Raw genomic sequence first — 10,954 nt, 5'->3', positions numbered from 1 at the left:
GGTCGCCTGACTCGGTCAGGTTGGGCGCCCGCGTACGGCAGGGGCGGGCTATGGGGGAGGAGGCGGGTGGGGTGTGGGGGCAGATCCGGGGGGGGGGGGGGTGGGGGCGGGGGGGGGGGGGCCGGGGGGGGGGCCCCGCCCCCCCGCCCGGGCCCCCCCCCCCCCCCCCCCCCCCCCCCCCCCCCCCCCCCCCCCCCCCGCGCGCGGGGGGGGGGGGGGGCGCGCGCCCCCCCCCCCCCCCCCCCCCCCCCCCCCCCCCCCCGGGCCGGTGTCCGACTACTCGCCGGGGTGGGCGAGTTCGATGTCGTGGTCGTCGGCGCCCTGGCCGGTCACCGTCAGCGCGGTCGCCACCGGCGGGTAGCCCGTCGCGATGACCGTGTACTCGCCGCCGTCCAGGTCGGTGAAGGCGTACGCCCCGTCCGCACCCGTGGTGGACGTGCCCACGACGTTGCCCGCGGCGTCGACCAGGGTGACCCGGGCGTCGGCCAGCGGTCCGTGCGGCGCCCGTACGACGCCCTGGACCTGGGCACCGGCCTCCAGGTCGACCTCGACACGGGTGACCCCGGTGCCGGCGATCTCGACGGGCAGGGCGCGCGGCCGGTACCCGGCGGCGTTCACCGCGACGGTCACGGCACCCGGCACCAGCTCGGCGAAGCTGAACTCACCCTGCTCACCGGTGGCGGCGGTGGCCAGCAGGTCGCCGCGCACATCGGTCACGATCACCATCGCGTCCTTCACCGGCAGCGCGCTCTGAGCGGTACGGACCACACCGCTCAGCCCGCTGGTGCCGCTGAGCAGGATGTCGTACGCCACCGGGTCGTCGCCGTTGACGACGATCGTGGACGCCTGCGGCTGGAAGCCGTCCGCCGAGGCGATCAGGACGTACGATCCCGCGCCCGGCGCGTCCAGCGCGTAGGAGCCGTCGCCCTGCGCCACCGACCGGCCCAGCTGCCGTCCGGCCAGGGAGATCAGTGTGACGGCGGCCTGCGGCACGGGCGCGCTCTCGGCGCCGCGGACGAAACCGCGGACCGGGACACCGCCGGACGCGCCGCCGGTCTCCTCGGGGTGGGCCACCGTGGCCACGGCGGCGAGCCGCTGGGTGCCGTCGGGGGCGGCCTCGGTCTCGGAGGCGGCGACGGCCCAGCTCGGGGTCCGCTCGGGCGCGGCGGCTTCGGCCGGCTCCGGCGTCTCGGCCTCGGCGGCCTGTGCGAGGGCCCCCTTGGTCTTCAGCGGGACCTCCTTGATGAACAGCGCGAACAGCAGGGCGAGGAAGGCGATCGGCGCGGCGTACAGGAAGACGTCGGCGACGCCGTGGCCGTACGCGCTCTCGATGACCGTGCGTACCGGGCCGGGCAGCGCGTCGAGGTCGGGGATCTCACCGTGGCCGGAGGAGCCCTGCACTCCGAGCTTGGTGAGGCCCTCCTCGGCGTAGTGGGTGATCCGGTGGCTGAGCACCGCGCCGAGCGCGGAGACGCCCATGGCACCGCCGAGGGAGCGGAAGAAGTTCACGACCGAGCTCGCGGCACCCAGGTCGGACGGAGCGACCTGGTTCTGCGTGGCGAGGACGAGGTTCTGCATCATCATGCCGACGCCGAGACCCAGCAGGGCCATGAAGATCGCGACATGCCAGTACTCGGTGTCGTAGCGGATCGTGCCCAGCAGCCCGAGGCCCGCCGTCACCAGCACACCGCCGGCGATCAGCCACGCCTTCCAGCGGCCGGTGCGGGTGATGACCTGGCCGGAGACCGTCGACGAGACGAACAGGCCGACGATCATCGGGATGGTCAGCACGCCGGACATGGTCGGCGACTCGTTGCGGGCCAGCTGGAAGTACTGGCTGAAGAAGATCGTGCCCGAGAACATCGCGATGCCGACGAACAGCGAGGCCAGCGAGGCGAGCGTGATGGTGCGGTTGCGGAACAGGCGCAGCGGCACGATCGGCTCGCTCGCCTTGGTCTCGACGAAGACGAAGATCAGCAGCAGGGCGAGCGCGCCGCCGGTCATCGCGCCGGTCTGCCAGGACAGCCAGTCGTACTTGTCACCGGCGAAGGTGACCCAGATCAGCAGCAGGCAGACCGCGGCGGTGATGAAGAAGGCGCCGGCCCAGTCGACCTTGACCTTCCGCCGGACGACCGGCAGGTGCAGGGTGCGCTGGAGCACGATCAGGGCGATCACGGCGAAGGGCACGCCGACGTAGAAGCACCAGCGCCAGCCGAGCCAGTCGGTGTCGGTGATGACACCGCCGATCAGCGGGCCGCCGACCATCGCGGTGGCGAAGGTGGCGCCGAGGTAGCCGTTGTACCGGCCGCGCTCACGCGGGGAGATCATCGCGGCCAGGATGATCTGGGCCAGCGACGACAGACCGCCCATGCCGATGCCCTGCACGGCACGGAAGGTGATCAGCATCGCCGGGTTCTGCGACAGACCGGCCGCCGCCGAACCCAGGACGAAGACCACCAGGGCCAGCTGTATGAGCAGCTTCTTGGAGAAGAGGTCGGCGAGCTTGCCCCACAGCGGGGTGGACGCGGTCATCGCCAGCAGCGACGCGGTGACCACCCAGGTGTAGGCGCTCTGGCCGCCGCCGAGGTCCTTGATGATGTCGGGCAGGGCGTTGGAGACGATCGTCGACGACAGGATCGCGACGAACATGCCGAGCAGCAGCCCGGTCAGCGCTTCCATGATCTGCCGGTGGTTCATGGGAGTGCCGTCCCCGGCTCCGCTCCCGTGCTTGGCGTGGGCCCGCACACCGGCTGGTGTGGTCGTTGCCATGAAGTTCCTTTTCCTACTGGGTGATCGCGGGTGTACGGCAGTCGTCGAAGCTGGCTCTCAGCCGGGCCATGAGCCGGGTGAGCGCCTCGACCTCGTCGTCGGTCCAGTCGCTCAGCCGCTCGGCCAGCAGCTGTGTGGTCCGCAGGGACATCTCCCGGACACGGTCCTCGCCGGCCGGGGTGATGCGGAGGATGCGGCTTCGCTTGTCCGCCGGATCGGGGGAGCGCTCGATCCAGCCGCGCTCGGCGACGTGGGCGACATGGCGGCTGGTGACCGACATGTCCACGGCGAGCAGCTCGGCGAGCTTGCTCATGCGCATCTCCCCGTGGCGGGCCAGCAACGTCAGTACGGCGGCGGAACCGGCGGGGCAGTCGGACGGCAGTGTCCGTCCCATCTCCCGTTTCACGGCGCCGAAGGCGCTGAACTGGCGGACCAGCTCCTCGTACTGCGCCTGCTCGGCCATCACACCTCCTGCTCTTTGTTGCTTAGGGCAACCATAGAAGCGATTGGTTGCTACAGGCAAACAACAGGGCGGGCCGCGCCGCAAAAACTTGGCAAAGGCAAGTATTGCGGCCGTAAATGTGCAGGTGGGGCGGGTCCTGTGACCTCGTGTGCAGGCCCCGAGCCCGCACTTGGGCCGGACGGGCTGATTCGCTAGGGTCTCAGGCCATGGCTAACACCCAGGGCCCCCAGGGCAACCACGACCCCGCAGGCAGCACCCAGATGTTCCGTGCCTTCGTCGACGAGGGCCCGCAGGCCGGTCCGCAGCAGGCCGCCTCGTCCGGTCCGCGCGTCGGTCTGATCGTCGGCGTGATCGTCGCCGTGGCGATCGTGGCCGCGGTGGCCTGGCTGGCGCTCAAGTAGGCGTCGGCCGCCTCACTCCCACCGGTCGTCCCGCCGGCGCTTCACTCCCACCGGACCTCGACGTCCCGCGTCTCGATGTGCATGCCGAGCGGCACGCGCCAGGCGTCGACGCACACCGTCCAGGTCTTCTTCTCGCGCGCCCCGGCTTCGATCGGCGCCGGGAGTTCGCGCGTCGACTCGATCGTCGCCCAGTCGATGCCGAGCGCGCCGATGATGTGGGTGCCGAAGGTCACGGTGCCCGAACGCACGGGCGTGCCGCCCGAGTTGTGCAGGCCGAGCGTCACCTTCTCGCACCAGCGCTGGTCCGTGGGCTCCCGTTCGGGGTCGCCCACGGCGAGCTTCGCGGGCGCGGGCGCGGGTGCGGGGGTGGTCGCGGGCGCCGAGGGTGCCGGTGAACTGCCCGGCCCGGACGGGGAGTCGGCCGGCGAGTCCACGGGGGCGGAATTTCCGCTCGGCGTGCGGGAAGGGCTCTTCGTCCCTTCGGCTTCCGTTCCCGGAGCGGGTGCCGGTGCCTGACTCCCGTCCCGCCCGGGGGAACTGCCGCCCCCGGCACCCCCATTACCCCCACCACGGCCGCCGTCGCCGCTGTCGCTCTCCGGTCCGTCGAGCGGCACCAGCGTCACGCCGTCCGTCGGCGCGACGGCCGTACCGGAGACACGGGGCGGACCGCCCGCCGCTCCCGTGGCGACATACCCGTCACCGCCCCCGCCGCCCGCGCACGCGGCCAGCGTGCCGCCCAGGCAGACGACGGCCGCCGACGCGCCTACCAGGGCGCACCGACGGCCATGTGTCGAGGTCGTCCATATCCGGCGAAGCATCCGGCCATGGTGGCTGACGGTCCGTCAAATATGAAGGGTCGTGCGGGGATGAGCGGTCAGTCGGAGATGAGGCCCTCGCGCAGTTGCGCCAGCGTCCGGGTCAGCAGCCGGGAGACATGCATCTGGGAGATGCCGACCTCCTCGCCGATCTGCGACTGGGTCATGTTGGCGAAGAAGCGCAGCATGATGATCCGCCGCTCGCGGGGCGGCAGTTTGGCCAGCAGGGGCTTGAGGGACTCGCGGTACTCCACGCCCTCCAGGGCGGTGTCCTCGTAGCCGAGCCGGTCCGCCAGGGAGCCCTCGCCGCCGTCGTCCTCCGGGGCCGGGGAGTCCAGCGAGGAGGCCGTGTAGGCGTTACCGACCGCGAGGCCGTCGACGACGTCCTCCTCGGACACGCCGAGCACGGTGGCGAGTTCGGTGACCGTCGGGGAGCGGTCGAGCTTCTGGGAGAGCTCGTCGCTGGCCTTGGTGAGGGCCAGGCGCAGCTCCTGGAGCCGGCGCGGCACCCGCACCGACCACGAGGTGTCGCGGAAGAACCGCTTGATCTCGCCGACCACCGTCGGCATCGCGAAGGTCGGGAACTCGACGCCCCGCTCGCAGTCGAAGCGGTCGATCGCCTTGATCAGGCCGATGGTGCCGACCTGGACGATGTCCTCCATCGGCTCGTTGCGAGAGCGGAACCGGGCGGCCGCATAGCGCACGAGCGGGAGGTTGAGCTCGATCAGGGTGTCCCGGACGTAGGCACGCTCGGGGCTGTTCTCGTCCAGTGCGGCGAGCCGCAGGAACAGGGAGCGGGACAGGGTGCGGGTGTCGATGTCGCCCGAAGCCGGTACGGCCGGGACATCGGCTGCCGGGAGGGCCGGGGCCGGGACGGCCTCCAGAGCCGTGACGTCGTCGAGAACGGCGTCGGGCGCGGACTCGCTCTTTGTGAGCGTGAGCACCTTCGAGCTGCCCTGGTCTACGGACATGCCACCCCCTTTGGGTCGCGGGACGGTCGTGGCGAACGCTCCGTACGAGGAACGCCAGCCTTCACCTGAATACCGGAGCCGGAGCCACGGCAAACGCGCTTCCCGAAGAATGTCACATGTCGGCAACACGCTGTAGTGACATGTCGACATGTGAGACTTGAATCCGCCCTGGATAAAGGGGGTCTGACGGTATTTCGGGTCAGAACTGTCGGGATCCGCCCTGGTGAGCGATTCGCTCGCGACGGTGATCAGTCGTTCGTGTATGCGGTTACGCGTCGATCCGGTTCGCCGAACGCAACCGTTGGAAGCTACGCGCGAGTAGCCTCGAAACGTGCATCTGGGATACCCCGAGTTCCGCACTGATTTGCGATTGGGTGAGGTTGCTGTAGTAGCGCAGGAGCAGGATTCTCTGCTCGCGCTCGGGGAGTTGCACCAGCAGATGCCGGACCAGGTCCCGGTGCTCCACGCCGTCCAGGGCCGGATCCTCGTAGCCGAGCCGGTCCAGCAGTCCGGGCAGTCCGTCGCCCTCCTGGGCGGCCTCCAGCGAGGTGGCGTGGTACGACCGCCCGGCCTCGATGCAGGAGAGCACCTCGTCCTCGGTGATGCGCAGCCGCTCGGCGATCTCGGCGGTGGTCGGGGTCCGTCCGAAGGCGGTGGTGAGGTCCTCGCTCGCGCTGTTGACCTGGACCCACAGCTCGTGCAGCCGGCGCGGTACGTGGACCGTGCGGACGTTGTCCCGGAAGTACCGCTTGATCTCGCCCACGACCGTCGGCATCGCGAAGGTCGGGAACTGCACGCCCCGGTCCGGGTCGAAGCGGTCGATGGCGTTGATGAGCCCGATCGTGCCGACCTGGATCACGTCCTCCATCGGCTCGTTGCGGGAGCGGAACCGGGCGGCCGCGTAGCGCACGAGCGGGAGGTTCGCCTCGATGAGCGCTCCGCGCACGCGGTTGTGCTCCGGCGTACCCGGCTTCAAATCCTTGAGCTCCCCGAAGAGCACCTGGGTCAGCGCCCGGGTGTCGGCACCGCGGCTGCGGGGCGGCGGGGACGCGGGAGGGTCCTCCTGGGTCGGGGCTTGAGGCGCAGTACTGGCCGGCACGGTCAACTCCACCTCGTGATCCATCAACTCATCCGTCAAAAGCGGTCATAGCATCACAAGACAGTTCATTGTGTTCAAGTACCGCATAATCCCGTGTTGGGGACCGAAGGCCGCGTTAGACACGCGAAAGCCCCCCGCCGTTCCGGCGGAGGGCTTCACGGGGATCGGGGTGCCGCGCTGCTCAGAATTCGTAGTCGGCGATCACCCAGGTGGCGAACTCCCGCCACAGGGCGACGCCCGCCTGGTGCTCGGGGTGCTCCACGTACGCGCGCAGAGCGGCGGCGTCCTCGAAGGCGGAGTTGATGGCGAAGTCGTAGGCGATGGGGCGGTCGCTGAGGTTCCAGCCGAGTTCCCAGTGCCGGATCTCGGGGATCGTGCCCTCCAGCGCGCGGAAGGCCGCCTCGCCCTCCACGACGCGCGGGTCGTCGCGCTCGACGCCCTCGTTGAGCCTGAAGAGGACGAGGTGGCGGATCATGAGTGCTCCTGTGATGGCGAGGGCTGGTGGTCGGCCCAGACATAGCTTTCGGGCAGCAGGTCGGCGACGGGGACGGTACGGACGCCGTCGTGCGCACCGACGATGACGCCGATCCCGGGGAAGTGGTCGAGCAGGACCTGCCGGCACCGGCCGCACGGCGGGACGACCCCCCGGTCGCGGTCGCCCACGGCGACGATCGTGTCCAGCTCGTAGGCGCCCTGCGCGGCCGCCGCGCCGATGACCACCAGCTCGGCGCAGGGGCCGCCGGTGAAGTGGTAGACGTTCACCGCGGTGACGATGCGGCCGTCCCGGGCGCGGGCCGCGGCCGCCATGGTGTGGTGCTCGCCCCGGCAGCGGGTACGGGCGATCTCGGTCGCCGCCTGGACGAGTTCGTGGTCGACGGGCGAGGCCACGTCAGCTCTCGCCTCCGTTGGCGAGCCATGTCATGAAGTCGCCGATGGCCTTCGCGGCGTCCGAGATGCCCTCGAACCCCACCTGGACGTAGTCCGCCGCCTTGGCCGGGTCCGTGATGATCACGTAGAGCGCGAAGACCGCGAGCACGTAGACGGCGATCTTCTTGGAATTCACCGCCATCGCGGCCTCCCCTGTGGCTGCTGTGCTGTGACTGCCATGACTGCCGAGCCGAATGAGTCGAAAGAGCCGAAGGGGCCCCGTGTTACCGGCGGTGAGTGTAACCTTCGCGGCCGACGGGAGATCAACAGCACGAAGGGCCCCGTCCTAGGACGGGGCCCCTCTTCAGCGGTAGCGGAGGGATTTGAACCCTCGGTGACGGGTTACGCCACACTCGCTTTCGAGGCGAGCTCCTTCGGCCGCTCGGACACGCTACCGAGGGAGACCTTACAGCACGGCGGGCCCTGCTCAGAAATCGGTATGCGCGGCCGGTCAGCGATCCCGGAAGAAGTCCGTGAGCAGGCGCGCGCACTCCTCGGCGAGGACGCCCTCGACGACCTCGGGGCGGTGGTTGAGCCGCCGGTCGCGTACGACGTCCCAGAGGGAGCCCGCCGCGCCGGCCTTGTCGTCCCGGGCGCCGTAGACGACCCGGTCCACCCGGGACTGCACGAGCGCCCCGGCACACATCGTGCAGGGCTCCAGCGTCACGACGAGCGTGCAGCCGGACAGCCGCCACTCGCCGACGGCCTCGGCCGCCCGCCGGATCGCGAGGACTTCGGCGTGCGCGGTCGGATCGCCGGTCGCCTCGCGCTCGTTGTGGCCGACGCCGAGCACGGTCGTGTGGTCGGAGGACAGGACCACCGCGCCGACGGGGACGTCCCCACCCCGGACGGCCAGCCGGGCCTCGTCCAGGGCGAGCCGCATCGCGGCCCGCCAGCGGTCACGTACGGGGTCCGGCACCTCGGGCGCCGGCCCCTGGTCGGACGAGGTCAGCGGACGGTCTCCAGCACCTCCGAGGCACCGAGCGCCTCGGCGATCGCGCTCAGCGCGTCCTCGGCGTCCAGGGCCTTCAGCTCCTTCTCGCCGACGCCGAGGTCGTCCAGGATCCCGGTGTCGCCGACGGGGCTGTGCGGAACCGCGTCCGCGGCGCCGCCCTCCTCGTCATCGTCATCCGAGTCGCCGTCCGGCTCCTCGGTGCCGTCGAGGTCCAGGGCGTCCAGATCGGCGTCGTCGTCGGGTTCCCTGCCGAGCAGTTCGTCGGTGAGGAGGATCTCGCCGTAGCTGCTGCGGGCGGCTGCGGCGGCGTCCGAGACATAGATACGAGGGTCGTCCTCGCCGTCGATCCGGACGACTCCGAACCAGGCGTCCTCCTGCTCGATGAGCACGAGCACCGTGTCGTCCTCCGGCGAGGCCTCACGGGCCAGGTCGGCCAGGTCCGACAGGGTCTCCACATCGTCGATCTCTGTGTCGCTCGCTTCCCACCCGTCTTCGGTGCGCGCGAGCAGTGCGGCGAAGTACACCGTGACTCTCCCACTGGTCATAGGCGTGCCGGTTGGGGGTCCCCCCGGCGGAGGTTGGGGGCGGGGAGAGCTGTGCTCCGAGCCCACCCACTCGGAATCGTGGCAGAAACAAGGCGTTCAGGGGACGTCTTCGGCTCCCTGTGTCCGGCAGTTTTGATCGCGTTGGCCCGAGGGGTTCCGCGAGCACGTCCGTGAAGGACTCACCAGCAGACTCGTTGCCGCCACGTCGGGATCGTACGCGGCTTTCCCACTGTCCACGCACGCTCACCGCTCCAACGTCCCCCATGGGCGCGGATCTTCCCCGCCGCCTCGCCCTACCAGCGGAACGTTCGCATCCGCATGGCGTGGCGAAGGCGGGCCGCCTTGGCGCGGCGCGGCTGGACGCGGTCGCGCAGTTCGCGGGCCTCGGCGAGCTCCCGCAGGAACTGCGCCCGGCGTCGGCGGCGCGCGGCGTCGGTCTCCTCCCGCGAGTCCTGCGCGGGATCCGCCGACGACTCAGGATTCGGCATGGTTCACCACCCCCGGTACGTCCCTCCCACTTTCCCTCCGATGGGCGGTTTGATGCCAGCGCACGGGTGAACGGCAGGCCGCGGGCTTGCTGCGCGTGGGGACGCCGGGCATACCCGGCCCGGTTACTGTTGTGGACATGCGTCTCCACGTCGTCGACCACCCCCTGGTCGCCCACAAGCTCACCACGCTGCGCGACCAGCGCACCGACTCCGCGACCTTCCGCCGGCTCGCCGACGAACTGGTCACCCTGCTCGCCTACGAGGCCACGCGGGACGTGCGCACCGAAGCGGTCGACATCACGACCCCGGTCACCCGGACCACCGGCGTCAAGCTCTCCCACCCGCGCCCCCTGGTCGTGCCGATCCTGCGCGCCGGCCTCGGCATGCTCGACGGCATGGTCCGGCTGCTGCCGACCGCCGAGGTGGGTTTCATGGGCATGGTGCGCGACGAGTCGACCCTCCAGGCATCCACGTACGCCACGCGGATGCCGGAGGACCTCTCCGGCCGTCAGGTGTACGTCCTGGACCCGATGCTGGCCACCGGCGGGACGCTGGTCGCGGCGATCCAGGAGCTCATCAAGCGCGGTGCCGACGACGTGACCGCGGTGGTGCTGCTCGCCGCGCCCGAGGGTGTGGAGCTGATGGAGCGGGAGCTGGCGGGGACGCCGGTGACGGTGGTGACGGCGGCCGTGGACGACCACCTGAACGAGCACGGGTACATCGTGCCGGGGCTGGGCGACGCCGGGGATCGTCTTTACGGAGCCGCCGAGTAGGGCATGGCCGCCTGTTCGCCGTAGGGGTGCGGGTCGGTCGCGGCCGGCCGTGCGGCGTGGCCGCTCGTGCGGTTGCCCGCGCCCCTGAGGGCGTTCAGCATCCCTTCTTCGACGACGTGGACGTCGGCTTCGGGTGGGCCAGGGCGGTCAGGGCCTTGTCGGCGTCCGGCTTCTTCTTGAGGTCCTTGAAGGCGTCGCCGATGATCAGGTCGACCGTCGCGCCCTTGCGGGTGTCGGTGCGGCGCTCGGCCGCGGTGAGCTGGGTCGCCAGCACCGGCAGCGAGGTGTTCAGGGACGAGGCGGGGCCGAGCAGTATCCCGGCGCCCTTGACCTTCTTGTCGTACGTCTTGGTCGCGTTGCCCACGTCGCCGATCTTGAAGCCGCGTTTCTTCAGCTCGTCCGCGGTCTTCTTGGCAAGTCCGCTGCGTGTCGTCGCGTTGAAGACGTTGACCGTGATGCCGGCGGGCTTGGGCAGGGGCGCGGTCGCCGTGGGGGAAGGGGTCGCGCCGATTCCGCAGCCGGACTTGGGGCCGGCCGCGGAAGCCTTCCCTCCGCCGCCCGTGAAGACGTCGATGAGCTGGAGCGTGCCCCAGCCGACCATCCCGAGCGCGGCGACGGAGGCGGCGGCGAGGACGGCGAGCCTGCCGTGTCGCCGACGCCGCCGCATCCGTGGGTATTTGTTCCCCTTGATGCGGTACTGGCCGCCCATGCCCTGGGGAGTCAGCATGCTCATGGGCGCAGCGTAGTC

General features: G+C 70.8%; 14 protein-coding genes and 1 tRNA gene. 2 read left to right on the top strand and 13 right to left on the bottom strand.

The genetic code is table 11. The features are described 5' to 3' along the window. Window positions 1-276: 276 nt before the first annotated feature. Window positions 277-2,769, bottom strand: a complete 2,493-nt coding sequence (locus ACIQWG_RS39410) for an MFS transporter (protein WP_404105505.1) — start codon at window positions 2,767-2,769, stop codon at window positions 277-279. A 13-nt stretch (window positions 2,770-2,782) separates the two neighbouring features. After that, on the bottom strand, window positions 2,783-3,232 hold the full coding sequence (locus ACIQWG_RS39405) for a MarR family winged helix-turn-helix transcriptional regulator (protein WP_404105502.1): 450 nt from the start codon (window positions 3,230-3,232) through the stop codon (window positions 2,783-2,785). 206 nt (window positions 3,233-3,438) lie between these two features. On the opposite strand from ACIQWG_RS39405, the gene ACIQWG_RS39400 reads away from it, so the two are divergent. Continuing rightward, a complete protein-coding gene (locus ACIQWG_RS39400; protein WP_404105499.1) occupies window positions 3,439-3,633 on the top strand; it encodes a hypothetical protein in 195 nt (64 codons plus the stop codon). 41 nt (window positions 3,634-3,674) lie between these two features. Here the strand turns inward: ACIQWG_RS39400 and ACIQWG_RS39395 are convergent, their stop codons facing one another. From ACIQWG_RS39395 to ACIQWG_RS39350, 10 genes are all read right to left on the bottom strand, one after another. After that, on the bottom strand, window positions 3,675-4,451 hold the full coding sequence (locus ACIQWG_RS39395; RefSeq protein WP_404105496.1) for a hypothetical protein: 777 nt from the start codon (window positions 4,449-4,451) through the stop codon (window positions 3,675-3,677). Window positions 4,452-4,507: 56 nt separating this feature from the next. Beyond that, window positions 4,508-5,419, bottom strand: coding sequence for an RNA polymerase sigma factor SigF (locus ACIQWG_RS39390; RefSeq protein WP_404105493.1), 912 nt, complete (start codon window positions 5,417-5,419; stop codon window positions 4,508-4,510). Between the two features lie 268 nt (window positions 5,420-5,687). After that, a complete protein-coding gene (locus ACIQWG_RS39385) occupies window positions 5,688-6,542 on the bottom strand; it encodes an RNA polymerase sigma factor SigF (RefSeq protein ID WP_404105490.1) in 855 nt (284 codons plus the stop codon). 157 nt (window positions 6,543-6,699) lie between these two features. Next, entirely contained in the window at window positions 6,700-6,993 is a 294-nt protein-coding gene (locus ACIQWG_RS39380; protein ID WP_404105487.1) for a Dabb family protein, read from the bottom strand. Further along, a complete protein-coding gene (locus tag ACIQWG_RS39375; protein WP_404105484.1) occupies window positions 6,990-7,406 on the bottom strand; it encodes a cytidine deaminase family protein in 417 nt (138 codons plus the stop codon). Before ACIQWG_RS39375 ends, ACIQWG_RS39380 begins: the two co-directional genes overlap by 4 nt. 1 nt (window position 7,407) lies before the next feature. After that, a complete protein-coding gene (locus tag ACIQWG_RS39370) occupies window positions 7,408-7,587 on the bottom strand; it encodes a hypothetical protein (RefSeq protein ID WP_404105481.1) in 180 nt (59 codons plus the stop codon). Window positions 7,588-7,753: 166 nt separating this feature from the next. Further along, a tRNA-Ser gene (locus ACIQWG_RS39365) sits at window positions 7,754-7,841 on the bottom strand. A gap of 55 nt (window positions 7,842-7,896) precedes the next feature. Then, window positions 7,897-8,328: a tRNA adenosine(34) deaminase TadA gene (tadA, locus tag ACIQWG_RS39360; protein ID WP_404105517.1), complete on the bottom strand. Its 432-nt coding sequence runs from the start codon at window positions 8,326-8,328 to the stop codon at window positions 7,897-7,899. Between the two features lie 65 nt (window positions 8,329-8,393). Beyond that, complete coding sequence (locus ACIQWG_RS39355; RefSeq protein WP_404105514.1) at window positions 8,394-8,924, bottom strand: hypothetical protein; 531 nt, start codon at window positions 8,922-8,924, stop codon at window positions 8,394-8,396. 314 nt (window positions 8,925-9,238) lie between these two features. Further along, window positions 9,239-9,433: a hypothetical protein gene (locus ACIQWG_RS39350; protein ID WP_404105478.1), complete on the bottom strand. Its 195-nt coding sequence runs from the start codon at window positions 9,431-9,433 to the stop codon at window positions 9,239-9,241. A gap of 137 nt (window positions 9,434-9,570) precedes the next feature. On the opposite strand from ACIQWG_RS39350, the gene upp reads away from it, so the two are divergent. Then, window positions 9,571-10,206, top strand: coding sequence for a uracil phosphoribosyltransferase (gene upp, locus ACIQWG_RS39345; protein ID WP_404105474.1), 636 nt, complete (start codon window positions 9,571-9,573; stop codon window positions 10,204-10,206). A gap of 94 nt (window positions 10,207-10,300) precedes the next feature. Here upp and ACIQWG_RS39340 read toward each other — a convergent pair whose 3' ends face one another. After that, the gene (locus ACIQWG_RS39340) at window positions 10,301-10,939 is read right to left on the bottom strand and encodes a LytR C-terminal domain-containing protein (RefSeq protein ID WP_404105471.1); all 639 of its coding nucleotides are present in this window, start codon (window positions 10,937-10,939) and stop codon (window positions 10,301-10,303) included. Window positions 10,940-10,954: the final 15 nt, after the last annotated feature.

The organism is Streptomyces sp. NPDC098781 (genome assembly GCF_044759995.1).
In the GTDB taxonomy this organism is placed as follows: domain Bacteria; phylum Actinomycetota; class Actinomycetes; order Streptomycetales; family Streptomycetaceae; genus Streptomyces.
This window is presented reverse-complemented; position numbering and strand designations above follow the sequence as displayed.

What these genes read in the sequence shown, in the direction of transcription:
- ACIQWG_RS39410 (WP_404105505.1), bottom strand. Translation starts at nt 2,769, where the DNA reads ATGGCAACGACCACACCAGCCGGTGTGCGGGCCCACGCCAAGCACGGG.
- ACIQWG_RS39405 (WP_404105502.1), bottom strand. Translation starts at nt 3,232, where the DNA reads ATGGCCGAGCAGGCGCAGTACGAGGAGCTGGTCCGCCAGTTCAGCGCC.
- ACIQWG_RS39400 (WP_404105499.1), top strand. Translation starts at nt 3,439, where the DNA reads ATGGCTAACACCCAGGGCCCCCAGGGCAACCACGACCCCGCAGGCAGC.
- ACIQWG_RS39395 (WP_404105496.1), bottom strand. Translation starts at nt 4,451, where the DNA reads ATGCTTCGCCGGATATGGACGACCTCGACACATGGCCGTCGGTGCGCC.
- ACIQWG_RS39390 (WP_404105493.1), bottom strand. Translation starts at nt 5,419, where the DNA reads ATGTCCGTAGACCAGGGCAGCTCGAAGGTGCTCACGCTCACAAAGAGC.
- ACIQWG_RS39385 (WP_404105490.1), bottom strand. Translation starts at nt 6,542, where the DNA reads ATGGATCACGAGGTGGAGTTGACCGTGCCGGCCAGTACTGCGCCTCAA.
- ACIQWG_RS39380 (WP_404105487.1), bottom strand. Translation starts at nt 6,993, where the DNA reads ATGATCCGCCACCTCGTCCTCTTCAGGCTCAACGAGGGCGTCGAGCGC.
- ACIQWG_RS39370 (WP_404105481.1), bottom strand. Translation starts at nt 7,587, where the DNA reads ATGGCGGTGAATTCCAAGAAGATCGCCGTCTACGTGCTCGCGGTCTTC.
- tadA (WP_404105517.1), bottom strand. Translation starts at nt 8,328, where the DNA reads ATGCGGCTCGCCCTGGACGAGGCCCGGCTGGCCGTCCGGGGTGGGGAC.
- ACIQWG_RS39350 (WP_404105478.1), bottom strand. Translation starts at nt 9,433, where the DNA reads ATGCCGAATCCTGAGTCGTCGGCGGATCCCGCGCAGGACTCGCGGGAG.
- upp (WP_404105474.1), top strand. Translation starts at nt 9,571, where the DNA reads ATGCGTCTCCACGTCGTCGACCACCCCCTGGTCGCCCACAAGCTCACC.
- ACIQWG_RS39340 (WP_404105471.1), bottom strand. Translation starts at nt 10,939, where the DNA reads ATGAGCATGCTGACTCCCCAGGGCATGGGCGGCCAGTACCGCATCAAG.